Source organism: Akkermansia muciniphila (assembly GCF_018709685.1).
GTDB classification, from domain to species: domain Bacteria; phylum Verrucomicrobiota; class Verrucomicrobiia; order Verrucomicrobiales; family Akkermansiaceae; genus Akkermansia; species Akkermansia muciniphila_E.
In genome coordinates this window covers 186,177-207,734 of record NZ_JABDHQ010000003.1, presented here as the reverse complement: position 1 = coordinate 207,734, position 21,558 = coordinate 186,177, and the positions used below count along the sequence as shown (strand labels likewise).

The following is a 21,558-nucleotide window of genomic DNA, read 5'->3' as shown; positions in this document are numbered from 1 at the left end:
ATTTGACCTGGACAACACGGTAGAAACCTCTTCAACAATATTATGGATATCAAGGATATTAAACGGGCTATGGACAACATGCCCATGGGTGATGGAAGCGCGTTTGCGGAAATTTCCGTCGGACCGGCCAAGCATGAACAATTTTTGGATGAACACTACGGCAAGGTTGCCCTGGTCGTGCTGCTGTGCGTTCTTGGCGCTGCCGGCTGGATCATTTACAACGGTATGCAGGATTCCATGGAAAGAAAAGCCGGCGCCGCCCTGGTAGCCGCCATGCCGGAATCCCCCGCCACCGGGGAAATCTCCCTGAATGAACAGGGGCTTCAGCAGGTAGTGGCTGACTTTGACGATTCCCGCGCCGCCGTTACCGCTACCTATCTTCAGGCGGTTGCCCTGTGGAACGCCGGCAAGGAAGACGAGGGCGTAGCCCGGATGAAGTCCTTTATTGATTCCGCTCCCACGGAAGAATGGAAAGCCCAGGCTTCCGTTACTCTGGCATGCCGCCTGATGAACCGTGGGAAGGCGGATGAGGCGGAAGGCCTGTTCCGTTCCGTGGTGGATGCGGGGGACCCCACGTTCTCCGGCTTCGCCACCATGTGCCTGGGGGATATTGCCCGGGCCAAAAAGGACAATGCCGCCGCCGGCGCCTTTTACCGTGAACTTGCGGAAAAGTTCCCGTCCAGCGCATTCGTCCTTCAGCGTGGAGGCTATCTGCTGCGCAAGAGCCTGTTTGATATTCAGAGCCCCGTGCGCATTGAACCCGTCACGGAGAAAAAATAATCCGTGCGCGCTTTTCCGGGACACCGGAAAATAAACGCTTTCCACATACGCATGCCTGCTCTTTGCGGCATGCGTATGTTCGTATTCAGGCCTATGGGGCAAGGTGTTCCAGCCTGGAAAGGCTGCTCGGGAGTGTTCACGCGCATGGGGATCGGTGATGCCGGAATTTCCTGCGGGGTTGTGACATGCTTAAACAAAAAATGAGGAACGTGCGCGCTTACTGGATGTAAACCGGGCCGCCGGTACCAACCACATTTTTCAGACCATGAACAGATCCATCAAATCCCTCTGGCTTCTTCCCCTCGCGGGGCTCGCTCTTTCCCTCCTGCCGTCCTGCACGACGGACAGTTACGGGAACAGCGCCGTGACGCCCGGAGGCGCTGCCGCCATAGGAGTGGGCGCGCTGGCCGCAGGAGCCGCCATCGGCGCCGCGGTACAGCATGACCGGGACAAGGACAGGTACCGCTATGACTCGCACCATCACCACCACAGCCCTCCTCCGCCGCCGCGCCATCGTCCCCATTGGCGCCGGTAGGGAAAGGCCGTGGGCATTGCCAGGCGGTTTCAGCTCTGCCGGATGCCGCGGAGCGCCCAGGTCATGCGCTGCCTGGCGCTTTCCGGGTCATTGAGCATGGTCCCCAGCAGGTCCAGCACCGGGCGGACGGCCTTCGGGTCGTGCACCTGGAGCTGGCCGGAAAGGATGAAAGGGGCTCCTCCGCAGCAAACCAGGTAAATCAGAATGTTCATGGGGGCTCCCGGGAGCACGGACCCTTCCTGCTGGGCTTCCCTGATGGTTTCCAGCAGGACAAGGGGGTGGCGCGTATGGATTCCCGATATAAAGCGGATGGCCGCCTGCTCCCCCGCCAGGGCATCCAGCACCAGATGGGCGATGAACTGGCCGTGGCGCAGCAGGAACTCCATGACGTCCCCGAGGATGGCCTCCAGCTTTTCAAAAGCCGGAAGATGGATATTCGCGTGGGTTCTGACACCGGTAAACAGCGGTTCATACCAGCGTTCCAGCAGTTCGGTCAGAAAAGCTTCCCGGTTGCCGAAGTGGTAGACAAAGCTCCCCGTATTGGTGCCCGCGCGCAGGGAAAGGCCGCGGACAGTGAGAGCGCGTAGTCCGGATTCTCCGATGATCATGGCTCCCGTGTTAAGCAGGTGCTCTCTGGTGGATTTCCGTTTGGGCATGAAAGTGAAGCTTAAGCACCCAATGTGTGCTCCTTCTCCGTCCGTAAGGCAAGGACTTGTTACGTCTGTTATTGTAAAAAGCGGAACCGGGGCCTCGTCCTTTCCCCGGTTCCGCCGCTGGAATCAGGATGTTGCTTCCAGTTCTTTCCGCCGGGAGGAAATCCAGCGGGAGAAGAGTTTGGCCGTGGCCGGAATGATGAGCAGGTTCAGGATGGTGGCTGAGACCAGGCCGCCGAACTGGACGATGGCCAGCGGGCCGAGCAGTTCGCCGCCCGGCTTGTCAATGGCCCAGATCAGCGGGAGCAGCCCCAGCACCGTTGTCAGGGAGGTCATGATGATGGGAACCACGCGCTCCAGGGAACCTTCCCGGATGGCTTCTGCCGGTGCCAGCCCCTTGTGCTCCAGGGCCCGGTACCTGTTGAGCAGGATCAGGCCGCTGCGGATGGCAAAGCCGATGACCGTCACGAAGCCCACGATGGAGGCCACGGAAAGGATGGGCGGAATGTACGTGTCCCCGAACAGGGAGGACAGCGTGCCGGGGGAGGCCAGGAAGACGGCTACGATGCCGCCCACCAGGCACAGCGGAATGTTCACCAGCGTCAGCATGGCGCGGCGGACGCTCCCCAGCGCGGAGGAAAGCAGCAGCACAATGAGCACCATGACGATGGCGCCCAGCACGTAAAGCCGCTCGGAGGCGGATTCCCGCGCCTTGATGGTGCCGTCATAGTCCACTGTGCAGCCCATGGCGTTCATCACGGGGTCCAATTGTTCCCGGCAGGCCTTCGCCAGGTCCCCCAGGTTGGAATTGGGGGAGGGGTTGCAGGAAATCATGGCCTTCCGCATGGTGTTGTCCCTCAGGATAAGGTTGGAAACCTCCTCCCGGTACACCTGCGCCACGTCGTCCAGGCGAACGGTCTTTTTATTGGGGGAGATCAGTTCCAGGTTCTTGATGTCTTCCATGGACGTCTTCAGCTTCGGGTCAATGCGCAGGACAATGTTCCAGTGGTCCTGGTTCTTGATCACTTCTCCCAGCTTCTGGCCGTTCATGGCCGTGGAAACCTGTTCCGCGGCATTCGCCATGGTCAGGCCGTGGGAGGCCAGGGCTTCCTGGTTGTACTGCACGCGGATGGTGTCCACCATGATCTCCCGGTTGGCGCGCGCGTCCGCCACTTCCGGCATGTTCGCCAGAATCTCCTTGGCCTTCTGGGCCGCCAGGCGAAGCTGGGGCAGCTCCGTACCGTAAATGTTGATGGCGATTTCCGAGTTGGAGCCGGACAGGGCGGAGCTGATGCGGTGCGCCAGCGGGTAGCCGATCATGGAGCTGGTGCCGGGGATGCCGTCAATGCACTTCTTGATGGCGGCGCGCAGCTCTTTCTGGTCCTTCTTCAAGTCCACCCGCACAAGCAGTTCGGAGGCGCTGACGGGTTCCGCGTGTTCGTCGTTTTCCGCGCGTCCCGTGCGCTGGGTGACGCTGAGGACGCCCGGAATGTGTTCAATATCCTTCATTACGGTTCGGGAAATGCGCTCCGTTTCATCCAGGGACGTACCGGGCACGGTGCTGACGAAGACCGTATAGCAATCCTCGTTGAACGGGGGCAGGAAGCTCGTCCCGAAGGTGGAGCCCAGCCACAGGGCCAGCAGGGTGATGGCCGCCATGATGGCGCAGACCGTCTTAGAAAAGCGCATGCACAGCTCAAGGATGGGCGCATAAATGCGCTTGATGAGGCGGGAGCTGAAGGAGTCCCCGCTTTCCAGGGTGGCGGCGTTTTTGCTCTTCTTGAACCACATGTAGCAGAGCACCGGGGTGATGGTGACGGCCACAATCAAGGAGGAGAGCAGGGCCAGCATGTAGGAGATGCCCAGGGGGCGGAAGAACTGGCCTTCCAGCCCGGACAGAAAGAGCACCGGCGTGAACACCAGCAGGATGATGACGGAAGAGAAGGAAATGGAACCCACGATTTCCCCCTTGGCCTTCATCAGCACCTCATACTTGCTCTTGCGCTTGTCTTCCGGCAGGGCGGCGTTCCGGTTCAGGTGCCGCCACGCTATTTCCACAAAGATGATGGCATTGTCCACCACGTCCCCCACGGCTACGGCCAGGCCCCCCAGGGTCATGATGTTGATAGCCAGCCCGAAAACGGGGAACATCATCATCCCGAACAGGACGGACAGAGGCATGGAAATCAGCGTAATGATGGCCGTGCGCAGATTCAGCAGCGTCAGGAAGATGACGATCATGACCACCGCCCCCGCAATGAGCAGGGTTTCCGTGCCGTTGTCCAGGGACATTTCAATGAAATCCGCCTGGCGGTAGGCGCTGGTGTGCAGCTTCATGCCCTTGGGAAGCTGGCTTTGGCTAAATTCCTTCACGGCTGCGTCCACGGCCTTCGTCAGAGCCAGCGTATTGGCTCCCGGCACCTTCTGCACGGAGAGCACCACGGCGTCTTCCCCCATGAACCCGGCATCGCCCCGGCGCGGCGCGCCGTCTATCTTGACGTCCGCCACGTCCTGAAGCCGCAGGATGCCGGAAGCGTGGTCCGGAACCAGGGCGCGGTTGAGCTGTTCAATGTTGGCGGTGCGGGTATCCTGCTGGATGGGGAGCTCCTGCCCGGCCACGTCCTCCAGATACCCGGCGGGCACGGAGGACTGGGATTCCTCAATGGCCGTTTTCAGGCTGGAAAGGTCCACTCCGGCCAGCTTGAGCTTGTTGGGATCGTAAACCACCTGGTATTCAGGCAGGCGCCCGCCCAACACCGTGACCTGTCCTACTCCGGGGATGGCCAGCAGGCGTGTGCGCAGCTTGTATTCCGCCAATTGCCGCATGTCCAGCGTGGAGGTGTCCTTGTCCCCCGTCAGGGCGATCAGCATGATTTCCCCCGTGACGGAGACGATGGGCGCCAGCTCCGGTGACGTGCCTTCCGGCAGGGACTCCCGGACCGCGCCCAGGCGTTCCGTCACGATCTGGCGGGCCTGGTAGATATCCTTGTCCCAGTCAAAGTCCACCCATACGAAGGAAAGCCCGCTGCCGGAAGAGGAGCGTACGCCCTTGACTCCGGCGGTGCCGTTCATGGCGGACTCAATGGGAATGGTGATATACTGCTCCACTTCCTCCGCGGTAAGGCCGGGGGCTTCCGTCTGGATGGTGACGCGCGGAACCTTCAGTTCCGGAAACACATCCACAGGAATATTCTTCACCACGAAAATGCTGATAATTGCCAGCGCAATCGTCAGCAGAATCACGGTAATCCTGTTATTCAGACAGAATGAAATTAGAAAATTCATCGAATTCTTGTTTCTATTAACTTTTCTCTAATCACTGTCAGCTGAACATCAGTGTTCTCCTTCGTGGAACTGGCCGTCCGCGTGGAAGTGCCCGGCCGCCTTCTTGCTCCCGGCATCCCCCGTGGGCAGGATGTATTTCAATTCATACCCGCCCTTGGTCACGATGGTTTGTCCCGGCGTCAGTCCCTTCACAGGCGTTTTCCCCTGCCGGGCGGGCAGTGTCTCCACCTTCTTCATGACAAAGGTATCGTCTGCCGCCTTGATGAAAACCACGTCGTTCACCCCCACCTTGACGACGGCGCTGTTGGGAACGGGAATGAAGCCGTCCGTGGCGGTGTCATGGGAATAAAGGTCCAGCCGGGCAAGCTGCCCGGCGTGCGTCCCTTCCGGCATATGGTCCGGAACGAAGTACAGGGCGCGGGACTGCGTGGCGGGGTCCACCTGGTCCGCCACCCGCAGGGTGCCGTTCAGCACTTCCGTGTTTTTCCCGCTGGTCAGGGCCAGTTGGGCCTTCGCGTAATGGACGGGGTCCGCCCCGTAAATGGTAGTGGCGAATTCCAGTTCCCCCTTGTTGGTCATGACGAGGGCCGGGGCTCCCTGTTCCCCCCAGGAGCCCTGGGTCATGTTCACGGACTGGACGGAGCCGTCCGCCGCGGCGTACACGTAAAGGAGGTTGTTTTTCAGCGCTCCGGAATCCGTCACCAGCTTCAATTTATTATTGCTGGCGTCCAGGGTGGCCCGTAGGCTGTGGATTTCCGCTTCCTTGAACTGGATGGAGGTATTCAGTTCACTGTTCCGCGTGCCGATTTTTTCCAGTTGGGAGCGGCGTTCCTTGAGGGTGTTGAGTTCCGCTGCGGCGCGGTCCAGGGCGGCCTGCGCCTGGGCGGCGTTCCCTTCCATCTCCACAATATCCGGAGAGGCCAGCGTGTACAGCAGTTCCCCTTTCCGTACCTTCTGGGCGGACTTGACGTTGAACGTCACGCGCCCTGCGGCGGGCAGGGCGTACGTCGTCACCGCATGGGGAGGAATCACCATTTGGCCGTGAAGGGTTTTTTCCGCGCCGTGGGGGGCTTCCGTCACCTTCTCAAAGCGCATGTCCAGGGAATGGCGCGCCTTTTCATCCACATGCACGGGAATCATATCCCCCTGCTGGCCGGAAGCTTTCCCCTCACCTTCTTCATGTTCGTGATCCCCCGTGCATGCTTCCCCTTCCTTGTGCTGGTGGCCTTCCTGCTCATGGCCGCCCGTGCAGACGGAGCCGTCCGCATGCTTGTGTTCCTCATGGGCGTGGCCTTCGGTGCAGGTTTCCCCTTCCGCGTGCTGGTGTTCTTCATGGCCATGGTCCTCCGTGCAGGCAGTGCCGTCCTCGTGCTTGTGTTCCGCGGGAACCTGCTGTTCTCCGCGTGCGGGATTGAGGCCAAAAACGGAAGCGAGGCCCAGGATGATGGAAAAATAGAGACGTTTCATATTCGTTAACATGGTGAGAAATTTATTTGGATTGAAGGTTGGCGTGGGTGAGGTAGCGGAGCTGGGCCTGAATGGCCAGCAGCTTGTCCAGATTATCCAGGAAGGCCAGGCGGCTTTCGTAAAGCTGGTGGCGGTTCTCCGCCAGTTCCAGCAGGGAGGCTTCCCCGATGCCGTGCAGTTTTTCCATGGTCCGGACGGAGGAGGCGAAGGAGTCCATGCGCTGAAGCTCCGTCCGGCAGTGGCGCAGCACCATCTGCTGGCTGGCGTCAAGCTGGCGCGCGTTGAACAATTCCGTCTTCCAGAGCTGGATGGTTTCCTGCCTGGACATATCCCGTGTTCCGCGGGATTCCGCAATGGCCTTGCGGTTGCGGTTCCAAAGGGGGAGATTGAACCCTATTTCCCCGCCCACTTCCTTTTCACCGTCGTCACGGGTGAAGGAGGGCCCCAGTTCCAGTTCCGGATACTGGCGGCGGATTTCCGTCTTGAACAGCGTTTCCGTGGTGGCGTAGGCTGCCAGCTGGGCCTTGATTTTGGGGGCTGCCGTCAGGGCGGCGGGGCCGGGCGCCGGAACGGCGGCGGGAAGCTGGAAGCCCTGTTCCGTGCGGAAGCCGAGCTTCCGCACTGCGGAGGGATGCAGCCCCATCAGCTTGACCAGTTCCATCTTCTGTTCCAGTTCCGTTTCCGTTACGGTCTGAAGTTCCCGGATGGCGTCATTCATGCGCTGGGAAGCCACCTGGCGGGAGGAAAATTCCACTTCCCCCGCTCCGATGAGCTTTTCAATCATGCCGTTTTCGTTCCTGACCGCCTCCAGGCGTTCCCGGATGACCGCCTTGCGGCGCTGGGTTACGGCCAGCTTGCTCCAGGCCTGGTCCAGGGAACTGAGAAAATCCAGCTCCGCCTGGCGGAGGGTCCAGAAATCCGCTTCCTTGTACTGTTCCGCCACCTTCTTTTCCAGGGCCGGGAGGCCGGTTACGGGAATGGTGAAGCCCAGGCTGCCGGCCATGTTGAGCGTGTTCTCCTGAAGAACTTGTTCGATGTCCCAGGAAAAGGACGGGTCATTCCACCAGCCCGATTGCTTGGCTACTTCATTGCTGGACGCCAGTTTCAGGCGTGCCTTGTTCAGGTCCGGATTCATGACCAGGCCGATCTGGCGCGCCTGGTTCCGGGTGACGGAGGTGTGTGCGTCCACGCGGGACGCCTCTTTCCAGGAGGCTTCCTCCGCGTTCAGGTCGATGGGTGCGCTATGGTAGACGCTGCATGAGCTGAGGAAGGCGGTCAGGCCGAGCCCAGCGAAAAATGGTATGGATTTCATGATGAAAAAGGAAATGGAGACAGTTCGTCTCAATCAGGTTTGGACAATGCGGCAGATCATTCTGCGGAAACAAACAGGGCCGGACGCAATTAAAAAAGCAGCGTTCAGCCGGAAGCGTCCCGGGACGTTCCTGAAAAGGGGGCCGTTAAATCAGCAGGGGAAGCTGAAAGCCTTTATGTACCGGGCCATCGTCCCTGAAGGGGTCAGGGGGAGCCGGTATCGCGGAATCCGATGTTTGGCTTGTTAAAAGAAGAGGCTGCGCCAGATGGTGGAAATCCGGTAACGTCTGCCAGATGATGCAGGGTTGTGGAAGCGACGCATGAAGAACGGGCAGCGTCAGGTCGTCAATCTCCAGGCGCTGGTGTTCGCAGAGGTGCCCGGCCAGAGGGGTGGAAGTGCCGGCGCCGGAACCATGGTCCCCACGGCAGCCGCAGGGGGCGGCATCCTGATGGCAGGAGCAGGAAAAGAGAAAAACCTCCTCATGGCAGGGGCATACGGAAACCATGCCCGTTCCGCCTACGACGACCAGCAGAAGGGTGAGCAGCATGATGCCGTTGCGCAATGCTCTAACCATGGTATGCCGCGAATCCTAGAAAGGAGCCGGGGAAGCGTCAAGAGCAAAGTGACGGATGCCGGAAGCGTGAGCAGGAGGGATTTTTTCATACTATTTTCAATAGGAGCTATAAAACGTATTGGAATTGGAAATAACCTGAGAATCATGTTGATATTCAGGAATATTTTTCATAACAGGACAAGGAAGGCCAAAAACAGGCCTGGAAAACATTAATGACTCTACAAACATGAAAGACAAAATATCTTCTTATACCAAGTGGTTTGAACCTTCCCGTTTTATGCCACGCCCTGCGTTGCGGGCTGCAATGAGAACAAATGATGCCCCTCAGTGGCCTATCAGCCACCAGGACGGAAAGAAAGTTGGACCGCCCAGTGGTCCCGCCGACTCAATCGCACTCTATCCCTTTGAGTTTGAAGTTCCCTTTGAAACGGACGAACAGGGCAATCAAATTCCTATCCAGGCCAAATGTGATGTCAAGCTGACGGAGGACGACTGGGGGGATGCCAAAATAGACGATATCCTGGTAGTGGACATGACAAGCTCTACACACGGGCAGGAGGCCGGGCCGGAAGGCGGCCATACGGAATGGACGCTCTCAGGAACTTGCAAGGTGGAATCGGGAAATCATCATCTGGTTACTAGCAATGAAAACATCAAATATTCCAATCCTAAGGGCAACGTAGCTGTATGCCGCTATACTCTTGATGTGCGCCCCATTGAACCCGGCGGTCAAAAAAAACCTGAACCTTGCCCTTGTGAAGGAGATACTTGCAACGGAGATGGCGGTTCTCCGTCTGGACCGGCTGTCCGGGCGGGACGCAGTGCTAATGCTCAAAACTTTTCTTCCGCAGGATGCAATGTCCAGGCAGACAGTACGGCAACGCTCATGTACTGGTCATGCAACTTCGGCTCTTTCAGGGGGCTTGGAGAAATGCCTTCCGGACGTGTGGAATTAAGGGCGCAGGAGAATGTCTCCGGCTTGGAAACTCCGGTTTCCCTTGCCTATAACCATCCTCTGGCCAGTTATCTGAACATACCGGAAGGCGGAATTGTTCCCGGAACCCGGTTTGACCTGGTACGGGGAGACCGTGTGATAGCCATGCGCTGTTACAACGACGGTTCGGTTGCTCCCATTGGCATAGATACGTCGGGCGGTGGCAAAGCCTCCCTGATTACGGAAGAACAACAAAGCAGCCTGCGCTGGCGGACCGCTGCGGGGGAAACCTACCTATTCTCCTCCATGACTGGAAGCCTGCTCTCCTACACTACGGCGGACCAGCAAACCATCTCCAATACGTCGGCGTATCTGAACATCAAGCGTGCGGAAGATGGCTCTCTGCGCCAGATATGGAACTTGTGGGATGGCTTGCTCAACGTGGAAACCATCACGGAAATCGGTTATGTGATCGCCCTTTATACACCGGCTCAAATAGGAGAAATGGATGAATTTGGCTTATATACGGTCACTGGCCCTCCCTTTAAGACATTCGTGCTTTCCCTCTCCCGTGACGAAAGCCGCTTCACAATTACGGAACAAACGCCGGAGAGGCAGCCTTATGCCGTTACCTGGTGGAAGAATGGTTTGGCCTGGAACATGCAGCAAGGGGCCGGGGAGGAAGCAGTCACTACTTTCCGCACTCATACAGAGCTGGAAGCTACCGTTTGGCAGTTGGTCACGGAGAAGAGTAAAAACAATATGACAGCTTCACGCGTTGGTGAAGTGTACCAGACGACGGATGTGGGGGACTTGCTGCTCACGCGGGTAGAAGGCTATGGTTCGGAGCAGGAACTGACAACGCACTATGAATACGATGCCGCGGGGCGTCTCTGTAAGGAAACGAAGCCCGACGGGAGTCTATGGACATGGCTTTACGATGCACAGGGCCGCGTCATCAGGACAGACGAACCCTGGGGAGAAAACGGCCGCAGAAAGACGGACATTACCTACGCCCATTCGGCGGAGGACAACTTCAACGGGGAAGTTGCTGAAAAAGTAGTGCGGTTGTTTCCAGTGACAGGTAAAGCTAAGCAACTTGTGCGCGAGACTTATAAATACACTGTATTCAACCACGTCAAAAGGATGGAAAAGCGCGCCGTTGCTCTTGGAGCAACGGGAACGCGCCTGACAGTAACGGAGCAATGGCTGGCAAGTGCTCCTAACCCATACGCCCGGGGCCGTGTCCGGATGACCCAGGCGGTCAACGGAGTACAGACTTGGTACGACTATGCTGCGGCAAATGAACACGGGGCTCTCTATACGGAAACGGAAGAGACGCGTATCAATGGAGAATCCATCGCAGGGCAAAGTACCCGGAAAACCACCTGGATCACGGCACAAGGGCAGCGTGTCCGGGAAGAAAGCTACGTATTGCTTTCCGATGGAGAATGGGCGCTTACTGATAGTGCGGATTATGAATTTGATACGCAAAACCGGTGGGTAAAAAGAACGCGCGGAAACGGGCGCATTACGGAACGTGCCCTCATGTGTGACGGCCGCACGTTGTGGGAAAAAGATGAAGATGAAGTACGGATTGACTACGCGTATGACACGGCGCGCCAGTTGGTGGAAACTTCGCGTTCTGCCGTCGTAGACGGAGAAACCGTAATTACCCCGGAAATAATCACCTCTTACATACGCGATGCAGCCGGTAGGGCGCTCTCAACGACCGTGTATGCAGGCCCCATGCAAACTACCCAAGCTACAAGTTATGACTTGATAGGCAGGACTATTTCTTCCTCCGATATATTGGACCGTGCGACTGCTTATGCCTACAGCTCCGACGGTCTGACAGTGACGAAAACATTGCCTTCAGGAGCTACACTCATCACACGCTCTGCTTCGGATGGTACGATCCTGGAGCAAAGCGGCACAGGTCAGCGGCACACTCTTGCCATCATGGACCTGGTTAATGATGGTATCCGCACCAGCGTCAGAGCCGTTTCTCCAGAAACGGAAACAGAAATCCGGAAAAATATAATTAACGGCTTTGGAGAAATATTGCGAACGGGAGTGCCCAACACGGTAGGAGGCGTTATTTATACGCGCTATACCTACAATGCCAAGGGGCAGATAACCAGGGAACAAGTGGATGCCGGAAATGCTGCCACGACCATGGCACCTACGTTACGGGAATATGACGGATTCGGCAATGTAGTAAAAGAAACATGGAAGCTGGAAGATAGCCCTACACTTGCCAACTCCCGCATTACCACATGGGAATATGGTGTGGAGCAGGGACAGGACGGAGCCTATCGTTTCATGACAGTGATCAGGAATAACGGGAACGGAGCAACCTACAAGGAAACGGAAAAGTCATTGATCTCTTCTCTTTCCGCTGCCTTGGAAAGCAAGACTCTTTCCATTGATCCGAGAGGAAATACGATAACGCAATGGACAGAATATGCCGGATCTGCCATCAGAAACAGAAAGGGTATCATTCCTTCTTCCACTGTGACGGCCATCTCGCATACGGTGGATGGCTTCGTAACAAGTGCGGTAAACAATGCCGGAGTGACGACAACCGCCACCCGTACTTATACGGAAACAGGAATTATCTCTACACACACGGATGCCCGTGGCAATGTAGTTACCACCCGGACGGACACTGCCGGCCGCACCATCTCTGTCACGGATTCGGCAGGGAACACCGTGGCAACAACTTATCATCCGAATTTGGATCAACCTTCCTGCATCACCAATGCGCTGGGAAAAACAAACTGCTCGACTTACGATATCCGAGGACGTAAAAAAGCAGAATATGGCACAGCCGTCCAACCGGTGCTTTTTGAATATGATGACGCCGACCGGATGACGAGCCTGACGACTTTCCGGGAGAATGAAGGAAACATTACTGACGATCCATCCGGACGTGTTGACGGCGACACTACCCTTTGGAGTTATGATGAAGCCACAGGACTGGTCATTAAGAAAACCTATGCGGACGGGACACATGAAGACACCACCTACAACGCTCTTAACATGAAGGCGGCTTTTACTGACGCCAGGGGAATTACTACCGCCTGGGGCTATAACTTTAAAAAGGGAACCAATACTTCCATTACTTACAGCGACGGAACGCCGGCAATCAACATGCTCTGGAATCCGCTCAACCAGCTTTTTCAAGTGACTGACGGGTCCGGAACGCGAACCATCGGCTATAATCAGTACGCTGAACCGGAAACGGAAAATATAACCATCAATGGAACAAGTTACCTCCTGACTGAAACCCACGATATTCTGGGACGCAGTGCGGGTTACACTCTCAATAAGGGAACACAGACAATCCAGGACATCCGGCAGCATTACGGATCGAATGGGCAACTTGCAATTGCTACTATTGTACATGGTGGAATGGAACAGAGCTTTACGTACGGTTACTTGCAGGGAACGAACATGCTCTCCCGCTTGACGATGCCTAATGGAATCGTCAAGTACCTGGACTATGAAGATCATCGTGATTTGAGCACTGGCATTAGTCTTCGTTTGGGAGAAAACGTTCTTGTTGCCCGTACACGGAGTTATGATGCATTGGGCCGGCCGGCATTTCACATGCAACAACGGGAATCGGAACAAGCTCGAAGCGATCATTTCAACTACAACGGTCGCAACGAACTAGTCAGCGCTTCTTTGGGAGGAAGGGTTTATGGTTATGATTATGACAACATCGGTAATCGTAAAACCGCCTTGAATCTGGAGGAAGAGCTTGTTTATACAGCCAATGAACTTAACCAGTACGCGAGTATTGCGGAGAATGAAGAAATACCTTTCATTCCTCAATTTGATGCTGCGGGCAATCAGACACTGGTGAAAACATCCACGGCAATCTGGACGATAGTTTACAATGCCGCCAGCCGTCCGGTGAGTTTTACAAGCCTGGACGGTCGTATTGCGGTGGAATGTGATTATGATCATCAGGGCCGCCGGCACACGAAAAAGGTCATGGTTGATGGAATTGTCAGAAGTCACAAGCGTTACATCTATCGGGGCTATTTGCAGATAGCCGCTCTTGACATGCTCAATAACCAGAATGTACTGCGTACTATTTTATGGGATCCGATGGAATCAATAGCCACCCGGCCTTTAGCCTTGGTGCAGGACAACGCCCTGTACTGCTATGGTCATGACTTCAACAAGAACGTCACGGAGTTGTTCGATGAGGAAGGAACGATGGCAGTTGCCTATGACTACTCGCCATATGGACAAGTTGCCTCAACAGGAAACCTTACTCAACCTGTACAGTGGAGCAGTGAGATGAACGACGAAGAATTGGAGATGATTTATTACAATTATCGTCATTATAATCCTGCTGATGGCCGATGGATTAACCGGGATCCTGTTGTTGAACAGGATGGATGGAATCTATATGGATTCGTAGGGAATAACGGAATAAATCGATGGGACAGGTATGGCTTGAGTTTTGGATTACCTGTTCCACATCCAGAATTTCCTACTCCGACGCCTGGCGGTGGTAATGTATGGCCGAGTGGTGAATACACTCCGCCCGGTACGCCTCCATCCGTGCCTCTTACTCCAGATGAGATGGCCTCAGTATTTTGTAACTATTCAATACCCGCGCCGAAATGTGTGTGTCAAAATTCTTCGGAAGTTTCAGACTCCTATCCTACAGCAGCAAAATCTATATGCATCGATTTTTTGAAAAGATACCAATTTTCAATTGCAGTGATTTCAACAGCTATGTGTTTGGCGAATGCTGAAAGCCAATGCCAAAATATATCATGTTGTTCAGAAAGAAATAACTGTAGGCTAAAAGCACATATAAATTGTTACGCCAGTCGAGGGTTTGTTCCTTTTTTGGGGCTCCCCGAAGGAGGCGCTGATGTAGGTTGGAATATGTTACTTAATGATTCTCAATGCAAATAGTATATAATATAGTTCACTTCATATTGATTTGCGCGTTGGCTCCTTGGCTTATTGGTGCTGGATATTCCATGTGTTTATCTAACTCGGAGCTCTCAGCAATGGCGGGATTGGCTATTGTAGTGTTTTCATTTCCAGTAACATTTTTACTGGCTGTTGTTAGCTGGGTGATCTGGCGTATTTTTGCTGGTGAAATAAATCGTGCAGTCTCTTGTTTTTCCGGACTGATTGTTGGTGTGGTTATGGGATTTTTATTGTCTCGTATGCTTAATGCTGAAAATAATTATTTCATCATGCTGGCTGGAGTGATTGGAGGTCTTGTTGGATATACTGAATTCTACCTGTTTAGATCATATGATAAAGGAATGGATGAATAGTTGTTTCTCCTATTTTTATCTAATGGATTACTTTGTGTGTTGTCCATGATTATAAATTAAAATATGGGAGCTTTAGAGGAGGGAAAATTTTCCCTCCTCTAAATATTAATATAAAAACTATTGACCACCTACCAACCAAGAAAATAAAGGGTATGAGAACGAAAATAATAACCATCAGCCTGTATCCTTTCCTGGTATGGGGCGCCTGGGCAGCAGAGGATGTAAAGAACATTGAAAAACAAACTGAAATGATGGATATGCAAGAAAGTCCTTCTAAAAAAGCTACAAGGATAAAAAATGAAGTTTTGCAACTGCAGCAGGACCTAAAAAGATTCATTTCCGCTTACGAAGAGAAGAGAATATCATTAGAGCAACTCAGAAATTTTTATGAAAAACGGGTGAAAAAGTTTTTGCCTGTACTATCACAAGTTGTCTGGGGATGAGCTAACTGCTCTTCTTGATCTATCTCCTGGGTTACCTATGAAATCGGGCTTTTTATGGGATATGAGAGTCAAATTGAATGATTTGACGGAAATCTTCATGGATGAAGACCAGGGTGACGGATATGTGTGGGGCAATAAATCCTACACTGGGCCGAAAGAAGTGGTGGCGCTGAAGGTGTTCTCCGACGGGATGGATGATTTTATAGAATGGATAAAAAAATTGACCGATTGATGAAGTAGGGAAATGGATAAATCGGAGAGATTTTGATGCTAAATGGGATTACAGGCGATGAAAAAAACCGCAAGAGTGAGTTGAAATAGATATTTCAAAAAATGGATGGGAGGAGGCTGATTGTTGAAATCATCGATGGTTTCTATCAGCCGCCTCCTTTAATATATCCACAGTGTGTTCAAAGGCTACACCGCGCACGTCAATGATCTGGGAGTTTTCCGCTACGGCTCCGGTAATTTCCTCCTTGAATTTTCCGGCCTGTTCTTCCGTGAGCAGGTTTTTGGAGATCAGGGAGCGCGTAATGAGCTGGAGAACGTACTCCGTTTCCACAAAGGACTGGCGCCCTACGGCCTTGCTCATGGCTTCCATGAATTCGGGGGCGTGTTCGGGCGAGAGGGCTGCAACGGCTTTTTCATAAGCCTGCGTGAAGGTGTTCACCGGAGCTTTGGAAACTTCCGTCTTGGTCAGGTCAAAGCTGGATTGGTAGGCCAGAGCCCCTTCCTCCGCCAGTTGAAGGGCGTTCTTTCCGAATTTGTTGACGGCATTCATGTCCGCCCCTTTTTCCAGCAGCAGGGCCGCTACCTGGAAGTTGCCGCGCATGGCCGCCAGCATCAGCGGCGTAAAGCCGTTGCCTTCCCGGTTATTGATGTCCGCTTTCTTTTCAATCAGCATGTCGGACAGGCGGTCCAGCCCGCTCCAAGAGGCCCAGTGCAGGGCGGTCCATCCGTCCTTGTCCTTCTGGTCGATTTCCACGCGGGAGTCTTCCAGCAGGCGTCCCAGGTAGGGCGCGCGCTTGGCTTCCAGCTTCAGCGTGGTTTCAATGTTGTTGTAGTTGGCGTAGCACACCCACATGACGGGCGTCCTGCCGTGGGGGTCCGTCATGTTGACGAAGGCTTTTCCTTCCTTCGCCGCCAGTTGCTCCCCTTCTTCCAGGGTTTGGTCGAACTCCTTCATTCCCTTGACCCTGGCTTCCTGTTCCTCCTGTTCAGAGGAGGCATTGACTTCCTTGGCCTCCGCCTTTTTCATCACGGTGATGAGGTCCAGGGCCGGATTGGGGTCTCCGGAGAAGGATTTGGAAACCACCAGGCTGATGCCGCCCAGAATGGAACTGAAAGCTACCAGGATGAGGGAATCCACAATGATGTTGCGCGTGTGCTGGTTCATCGTCTTGAGAGGTTAGGAGTTGGCTTCCGTGAGTTCTTCCGCCGTGACGGCAGGGTCCATTTCCGTCTCAATGGCCGCAATGGGCGGGGAGTCCGCGTCTTCCTCCGGGTGGTCGGAGGTGATGGTCTTGCGGGTCAGGATGATGGCGATGGGGCTGATGACGGCCATGGCCAGGTAAATGGTCCACATGAATTCGGGTGAATCCCAGAAGCCGATGTGCCCGGTATCCATCTTGGCGCAGATGCCGTCATAGCAGAGGTAGGCGACGAGCAGGCCTCCGATGATGCCGTTGATGGGCTTGGCGATGAACATGGGCAGCGCCGCCAGGGACATGTAGGAGGCCACCTTGTCCTTGGGCGCTACGCGGGCCACATATTCCGAGAAGCGCGGGGAGAACAGCAGTTCCCCGAACGCGAATACCAGAATTTGCGTCACAATGGCTACCAGATACGCCTGGGAGCGCGTTTCAATGCCGGGCACCACATAGTACCATTCAATGGGAATGGCCATGAAGACGAGGGAAAAGGCGGAGATGGACATGCCCACGATCATGAGGCTGACGGTGGAGAAGCGTCCCAGCACCGGAATGAGCAAAATGAGGCCGGAGACGATGATAGCCGGGTTGATGGCATTGATGGAGCCGATGGCAAAGTCATCATACAGGGTGCGGACGTAGTATTTGGGCATGACCAGGAATTGCAGCGTGAAGACGATGCGCACGCCCATGGTCAGCACCAGGAAGAGGATGAGCTTGCGGAAGGCGGATTCCTTCCACACTTCCCGGAAAAGCTGCAGGGGCCGCCGGAGGGGCGCTTTCAGGTTGGCCTCCTTTTCACTGGGTTCCGCGTAGTTGTCTTCGTCAATGAAGCGGGTGGTGATGCAGCCCAGCAGCACCATCAGCGTGCCGAAGTTGATGATCCAGTAGCCGCCGTCCACGGCGCCGAAGTGCTTGCGGAAGAATTCAATCAGGAACACGTTCGCGATCACGGCGGCGATGTTCATCAGCAGGTAATAGATATTGAACCCCGTGGCGCGCGCATTCAGCGGGGCGAAGCGCCGGATGGAGGTCTGGATGACGGGTGACATGAACGCCGTGCCGAAGGACATGATCAGAATCCCTGTCATGACCACCAGCCTCCCGGAGTCCACGGTGGGGCTGAGGTCCGGCCCGAAGCCCATGATGAGACGCCCGACGATGAGGATGATGAATCCGATCAGGTACGTGCGCCGTATGCCGATGATGTCGCAAATGGAGCCCACCGCAAAGACGAAGGCGGAGATGAACAGGGTGTACAGCCCCACCCACAGGGCCGCGTCCGCATCGTTGAAGCTGCAATAGTCCGTCAGGTAGAGGACGAATACCGTAATCAGGGAGAAGTAGGCCATGCCGTCGAAGAACTGGACGACGTTGGTGAGCCAGAAATCTTTGGATACGGTTTTTAGGATTTTGAACTCGGAAAAGTACTTGATGATTGGGTTGGCGGACTCGTTCATGCAGAAGAGAGTGAATTTTGACGACGTTGGAAGAGTGGGTTACCCGCACCCCCGTTTCAAGTTTTTTTCTCTCAAAAGCCGGATTAGCCGGAAAAATGCGCGCCGCCGCCACGGCTCTTTCCTATCTGGGCAGAATGCGCCGGAATCCCGCCACATTGCACCATGACAGCGCCTTCAGGCATTGGTCCACCGCCATGGCGTCAGAGGGCAGCAAGGGCCACAGTCCTGCCTCTTTCAGCCCTGACTTGGCTATTTCCGCCGCTTTCCATTCACGGAACTGGGAGGGAAGGGCGGAGAAGGTGAAAAAGGCCCAGCAGGCCAGCCCGATAGCCAGCGCAACCTGGAACTTCAACAGCCCGGTTGCCAGCATCCCCAGCAGGATGAGCGCCGTGAAGAAGGGGATCATCGTGGCGCGGCCGGAGGCGGTCTTGCGGACCTTGGCCGCCGCAGGGTCTTCCCTGACCAGGCTGCTCATGGCCCAGGTGTGGGCCACACAGGCCAGCCTTCCCGCAGTCACCTTGCCCTCCCACGCGGGGGGCAGGCTGATGAGGCCGTTTTCATCCACGCCGGGAAAACGGGCCTCCGCCAGTTTCCTCTGGCGTTTTTCCGCGCCGTCCAGGCGCCGGATCAGTCCCGTGGGGCCGGGGAAGCCCGGCAGCTCGCGCGATTCATAAGTGCGCAGCGGAATGACGCCCTTGGTGAAGCGTAGCGCGGCAATGACGCCGAGCACGACCACGGAAAGGAAAATCACTACTGCGAATAGCATAGACCGCTTTTTCTCATACGGCCGCCTTTCCGTCAATCTCCCCGGATGGCATGAAGCGCGCTCTGGCGGTTCTCCGGGCACGGATGGCCTCCGCGTCCGGGAGCCGTTGGATTTGGATTGCTTTTGCGGCTCTTTTCATGTAATTGCTGACCGCAATGGTCCATATCCGGGAATGCATGGGGAAGTGGCTGCCGTTTGTCCTGATGGCAGCGGTCCTCGGAGTGTCTCCGGCCCAGGATGTGGCAAGCCCCGATGCCGCGGAGCTGGACCTGGACCTGGTCAAATTGAAGAAGGGCCCTAAGGGCAAACAGCGGGAAGCCATGCGGAAGGCCCTTCTGCTCGTGCATTTGAAGCAGAAGGAGACCTGGCTGGCGCAATCCACGGGGGAGGACGCCCTTCACCTGACGGCGGAGATTTCCTTCCGCCGGTATCTTGCCACGGTAGACATGGCCGGGTGCCCGGAGGAATTCAAGCGCGCGTTCCGCCGTTATGCCGGACTCCTGAATTCCTTTGAAGAGAAAGATTTGAAAAGCGTGAAGGATTTCCCCCCGGTTCCCTTGCAGGAGGCCGGAAGGGAGCTTTTCCGGGTATTGCTCAATTACCGTCTGGAGCCGGAGCATCTTCTGGAAGAGATGAAAGCGCTGGTGGATGAAGAGGTGGAAGGCAAGGAGGAACTGTCCCCGGAGCAGATGATGGACATTGTCCGGGAAGTGCGGGAGGCCCTGCAATCCGGCAAACGCCCCTTTCCCGCGGAAAGGACTCCAGAGGACCGGGAGTAAGACCTATCATTTTTTACCTGTAGCTTTTTTGAATCCATTCAACAGCTTTCGGGTTCTGCGGCAGGTAGGTTTTTAGCACCTCCCTGATACGCCCCTCGGATTGGCAGTTCCGGGGATCTTCCCCGTCCATGCAGGGAGGCATGATCGGGAACGCTTTCTGCTGTTGCGCCTGTTGAAGATAGCGGGCATAGGCGTCCGGGTGCCGTTTCGCTTCCTCCCTGGACGGAATTTCCAGTTTTTCCATCAGATAAAGCAGATAAAGGGCTTCCGGATGATTCAGGGCAGCGGCTTTCTGATAAAACTCCATGGCTTTACCTTCATCCCGCATGATGCCGTATTCCTCGGCTCCACAGGCATGCAACCGTCCCAGTTCCAGGGAGGCGGGAGCGTAGGACTGCCTGTCAGCCTGTACCAGGTAGGAAAAGATTTCAGAAGCGTTCTCCGAGACGCATTCCGTGAAAGCTTCATACTGGGCCTGCGGATTTCCGTGGTCCGCCGCTTTTTTAATCCAGTAATTGTATTCATCGGGTTTAAGATCGCTTTTGGAGAGGAAATTATGATCCGCCATCTGGCGCATGGCGGGAACATAGCTGGCCTGCGCCGCTTTTTTCAGCAGTTCTTCCTTCTGTTCAAACTGTTCAAAGGGGGAAAGCTCCATGTATTGCCGGTACAGTTCTTCCGGAGAGGGTTCCCGCGGGGAGGCTATCCGGTAAACGCCCAGGGCAAATGCAAGAACGCCGCCTGAAATGATTAGTGCGGATTTAACGCTCATATCTGCTGAGCGGCTTTCCCACAGCATTTTGTCTGAAATTGAACGGCTTGTCCGTTTTTATTGGTAATTACAGGCCGGAAAATGATTGGGGGCCTGTTTTTCACGGCTTCCAGGCCGCCGCCATCAGGGTCTGGAAGTGGGGCGGTTCCGGCTCCCGGTCCACAATGTCCGTATGGATGTTCCGGAATCCGGCTTCCTTGAGCATGCTTTCCAGCGCGGCGGGCGTGAACCCCAGCCAGCGGTCCGCGTACAGGTCCCGCGCTTCCTCCTGCCCGTGCTGGAGCAGGTCCAGCACCACCAGGCATCCGCCCGGTTTCAGGATGTTCCATGCGGCCTCCAGGGCCCTGACAGGTTTTTGCGCATGGTGCAGGGCCTGGCTGAGCAGGGCCAGGTCCACGGTGCCGGGCTCAATGGGCGGCGCTTCAATGTCGCCCAGGCGGTATTCCAGATTGTCCAGCCCGTGCTTGCGCGCCAGCTCCTGCCCCAGTTCCACCATGCTGGGGGAGTTGTCCACGGCAATCACCTGCTTGGCGCTGGGGGAAATGAGCTGGGAGACGAAGCCTTCCCCGGCGCCCAGGTCCGCCACCACGTCATAGTTCAGGATGCGGAGCAGGGCTCCGGCCAGCGCCTTCCAGGAACGGCCCGGCGCGTAATTTTTGCCCAGACGGCACACCACTTCGTCAAAGTAGGCCTGCGTGCGGTTCTTGCGCTTGTCCAGGATGACCTGGAGGGCCTTTTTGTCCGTTTCCGCTTCCGGTAGTTCCTCGCAGGCTTTCAGGGCTACGTTGTGCAGGTCGTTGGCCAGGGAAAGGGTGTAAAAAACGTTTTTTCCGGAGCGTGTGTCTTCCACCACTCCTTCCTGCCGGAGCTGGGCGAGCTGGGTGGAGATGCGGCTCTGCCCCATGCCGAGGATTTCCTGAAGCTCCGCAACGCTCAGGGATTCTTCATTCAGAACGTTGATGATGCGCAGGCGGGTGGGGTCCGTCAGGAGTTTGAGCGTTTTTAGGATTGACTTCATGGTAGAATAATATATCAACGCATCGAGAT

The 21,558-nt window shown here is 55.6% G+C and carries 17 protein-coding genes; 7 read left to right on the top strand and 10 right to left on the bottom strand.

Translation table 11 applies throughout. The annotated features are described in order from the left end of the window. Window positions 1–42: 42 nt before the first annotated feature. Both HHJ06_RS03595 and HHJ06_RS03590 read left to right on the top strand, forming a co-directional pair. Entirely contained in the window at window positions 43–780 is a 738-nt protein-coding gene (locus tag HHJ06_RS03595) for a tetratricopeptide repeat protein (protein ID WP_215427663.1), read from the top strand. 265 nt (window positions 781–1,045) lie between these two features. Next, window positions 1,046–1,315 (top strand): hypothetical protein, encoded by a 270-nt coding sequence (locus tag HHJ06_RS03590; RefSeq protein ID WP_215427661.1) that lies wholly within the window; start codon window positions 1,046–1,048, stop codon window positions 1,313–1,315. A 29-nt stretch (window positions 1,316–1,344) separates the two neighbouring features. On the opposite strand, the gene HHJ06_RS03585 is transcribed toward HHJ06_RS03590, so the two are convergent. From HHJ06_RS03585 to HHJ06_RS03565, 5 genes are all read right to left on the bottom strand, one after another. Next, window positions 1,345–1,971, bottom strand: coding sequence for a TetR/AcrR family transcriptional regulator (locus tag HHJ06_RS03585; RefSeq protein ID WP_215427659.1), 627 nt, complete (start codon window positions 1,969–1,971; stop codon window positions 1,345–1,347). Between the two features lie 123 nt (window positions 1,972–2,094). Further along, window positions 2,095–5,253: an efflux RND transporter permease subunit gene (locus HHJ06_RS03580; RefSeq protein ID WP_215427657.1), complete on the bottom strand. Its 3,159-nt coding sequence runs from the start codon at window positions 5,251–5,253 to the stop codon at window positions 2,095–2,097. Between the two features lie 48 nt (window positions 5,254–5,301). Beyond that, complete coding sequence (locus HHJ06_RS03575) at window positions 5,302–6,720, bottom strand: efflux RND transporter periplasmic adaptor subunit (RefSeq protein ID WP_215427655.1); 1,419 nt, start codon at window positions 6,718–6,720, stop codon at window positions 5,302–5,304. 22 nt (window positions 6,721–6,742) lie between these two features. Further along, complete coding sequence (locus tag HHJ06_RS03570) at window positions 6,743–8,032, bottom strand: TolC family protein (protein ID WP_215427653.1); 1,290 nt, start codon at window positions 8,030–8,032, stop codon at window positions 6,743–6,745. Window positions 8,033–8,177: 145 nt separating this feature from the next. Continuing rightward, window positions 8,178–8,606, bottom strand: a complete 429-nt coding sequence (locus tag HHJ06_RS03565; RefSeq protein WP_215427651.1) for a hypothetical protein — start codon at window positions 8,604–8,606, stop codon at window positions 8,178–8,180. Between the two features lie 226 nt (window positions 8,607–8,832). Between HHJ06_RS03565 and HHJ06_RS03560 the strand changes: the two genes are divergently transcribed. From HHJ06_RS03560 to HHJ06_RS11830, 4 genes are all read left to right on the top strand, one after another. After that, on the top strand, window positions 8,833–14,487 hold the full coding sequence (locus HHJ06_RS03560) for an RHS repeat-associated core domain-containing protein (protein ID WP_215427649.1): 5,655 nt from the start codon (window positions 8,833–8,835) through the stop codon (window positions 14,485–14,487). Beyond that, on the top strand, window positions 14,478–14,861 hold the full coding sequence (locus tag HHJ06_RS03555; protein ID WP_215427647.1) for a hypothetical protein: 384 nt from the start codon (window positions 14,478–14,480) through the stop codon (window positions 14,859–14,861). Before HHJ06_RS03560 ends, HHJ06_RS03555 begins: the two co-directional genes overlap by 10 nt. A 152-nt stretch (window positions 14,862–15,013) precedes the next feature. After that, window positions 15,014–15,304 (top strand): hypothetical protein, encoded by a 291-nt coding sequence (locus HHJ06_RS03550; RefSeq protein ID WP_215427646.1) that lies wholly within the window; start codon window positions 15,014–15,016, stop codon window positions 15,302–15,304. Between the two features lie 97 nt (window positions 15,305–15,401). Further along, a complete protein-coding gene (locus HHJ06_RS11830) occupies window positions 15,402–15,536 on the top strand; it encodes a hypothetical protein (protein WP_286010581.1) in 135 nt (44 codons plus the stop codon). Window positions 15,537–15,665: 129 nt separating this feature from the next. Here HHJ06_RS11830 and HHJ06_RS03545 read toward each other — a convergent pair whose 3' ends face one another. From HHJ06_RS03545 to HHJ06_RS03535, 3 genes are all read right to left on the bottom strand, one after another. Then, the gene (locus tag HHJ06_RS03545) at window positions 15,666–16,700 is read right to left on the bottom strand and encodes an ankyrin repeat domain-containing protein (RefSeq protein WP_215427644.1); all 1,035 of its coding nucleotides are present in this window, start codon (window positions 16,698–16,700) and stop codon (window positions 15,666–15,668) included. Between the two features lie 12 nt (window positions 16,701–16,712). Then, complete coding sequence (locus tag HHJ06_RS03540; RefSeq protein ID WP_215427641.1) at window positions 16,713–18,194, bottom strand: MFS transporter; 1,482 nt, start codon at window positions 18,192–18,194, stop codon at window positions 16,713–16,715. 121 nt (window positions 18,195–18,315) lie between these two features. Continuing rightward, window positions 18,316–18,960, bottom strand: a complete 645-nt coding sequence (locus tag HHJ06_RS03535) for a hypothetical protein (RefSeq protein ID WP_215427639.1) — start codon at window positions 18,958–18,960, stop codon at window positions 18,316–18,318. A gap of 203 nt (window positions 18,961–19,163) precedes the next feature. On the opposite strand from HHJ06_RS03535, the gene HHJ06_RS03530 reads away from it, so the two are divergent. Then, window positions 19,164–19,739, top strand: coding sequence for a hypothetical protein (locus tag HHJ06_RS03530; protein ID WP_215427637.1), 576 nt, complete (start codon window positions 19,164–19,166; stop codon window positions 19,737–19,739). Window positions 19,740–19,752: 13 nt separating this feature from the next. Here HHJ06_RS03530 and HHJ06_RS03525 read toward each other — a convergent pair whose 3' ends face one another. Both HHJ06_RS03525 and HHJ06_RS03520 read right to left on the bottom strand, forming a co-directional pair. Continuing rightward, window positions 19,753–20,511, bottom strand: a complete 759-nt coding sequence (locus tag HHJ06_RS03525; protein ID WP_215427635.1) for a tetratricopeptide repeat protein — start codon at window positions 20,509–20,511, stop codon at window positions 19,753–19,755. Between the two features lie 100 nt (window positions 20,512–20,611). Next, window positions 20,612–21,529: an ArsR/SmtB family transcription factor gene (locus HHJ06_RS03520; RefSeq protein WP_215427633.1), complete on the bottom strand. Its 918-nt coding sequence runs from the start codon at window positions 21,527–21,529 to the stop codon at window positions 20,612–20,614. Window positions 21,530–21,558: the final 29 nt, after the last annotated feature.

Excerpts from the sequence above, each read along its gene's own strand:
- HHJ06_RS03585 (WP_215427659.1), bottom strand. The coding sequence starts at position 1,971 with ATGCCCAAACGGAAATCCACCAGAGAGCACCTGCTTAACACGGGAGCC.
- HHJ06_RS03565 (WP_215427651.1), bottom strand. The coding sequence starts at position 8,606 with ATGGTTAGAGCATTGCGCAACGGCATCATGCTGCTCACCCTTCTGCTG.
- HHJ06_RS03550 (WP_215427646.1), top strand. The coding sequence starts at position 15,014 with ATGAGAACGAAAATAATAACCATCAGCCTGTATCCTTTCCTGGTATGG.
- HHJ06_RS03590 (WP_215427661.1), top strand. The coding sequence starts at position 1,046 with ATGAACAGATCCATCAAATCCCTCTGGCTTCTTCCCCTCGCGGGGCTC.
- HHJ06_RS03570 (WP_215427653.1), bottom strand. The coding sequence starts at position 8,032 with ATGAAATCCATACCATTTTTCGCTGGGCTCGGCCTGACCGCCTTCCTC.
- HHJ06_RS03595 (WP_215427663.1), top strand. The coding sequence starts at position 43 with ATGGATATCAAGGATATTAAACGGGCTATGGACAACATGCCCATGGGT.
- HHJ06_RS03530 (WP_215427637.1), top strand. The coding sequence starts at position 19,164 with ATGGCAGCGGTCCTCGGAGTGTCTCCGGCCCAGGATGTGGCAAGCCCC.
- HHJ06_RS03540 (WP_215427641.1), bottom strand. The coding sequence starts at position 18,194 with ATGAACGAGTCCGCCAACCCAATCATCAAGTACTTTTCCGAGTTCAAA.
- HHJ06_RS03580 (WP_215427657.1), bottom strand. The coding sequence starts at position 5,253 with ATGAATTTTCTAATTTCATTCTGTCTGAATAACAGGATTACCGTGATT.
- HHJ06_RS03545 (WP_215427644.1), bottom strand. The coding sequence starts at position 16,700 with ATGAACCAGCACACGCGCAACATCATTGTGGATTCCCTCATCCTGGTA.
- HHJ06_RS03555 (WP_215427647.1), top strand. The coding sequence starts at position 14,478 with ATGCAAATAGTATATAATATAGTTCACTTCATATTGATTTGCGCGTTG.
- HHJ06_RS03560 (WP_215427649.1), top strand. The coding sequence starts at position 8,833 with ATGAAAGACAAAATATCTTCTTATACCAAGTGGTTTGAACCTTCCCGT.
- HHJ06_RS03535 (WP_215427639.1), bottom strand. The coding sequence starts at position 18,960 with ATGCTATTCGCAGTAGTGATTTTCCTTTCCGTGGTCGTGCTCGGCGTC.
- HHJ06_RS11830 (WP_286010581.1), top strand. The coding sequence starts at position 15,402 with ATGGATGAAGACCAGGGTGACGGATATGTGTGGGGCAATAAATCCTAC.
- HHJ06_RS03575 (WP_215427655.1), bottom strand. The coding sequence starts at position 6,720 with ATGAAACGTCTCTATTTTTCCATCATCCTGGGCCTCGCTTCCGTTTTT.
- HHJ06_RS03520 (WP_215427633.1), bottom strand. The coding sequence starts at position 21,529 with ATGAAGTCAATCCTAAAAACGCTCAAACTCCTGACGGACCCCACCCGC.
- HHJ06_RS03525 (WP_215427635.1), bottom strand. The coding sequence starts at position 20,511 with ATGAGCGTTAAATCCGCACTAATCATTTCAGGCGGCGTTCTTGCATTT.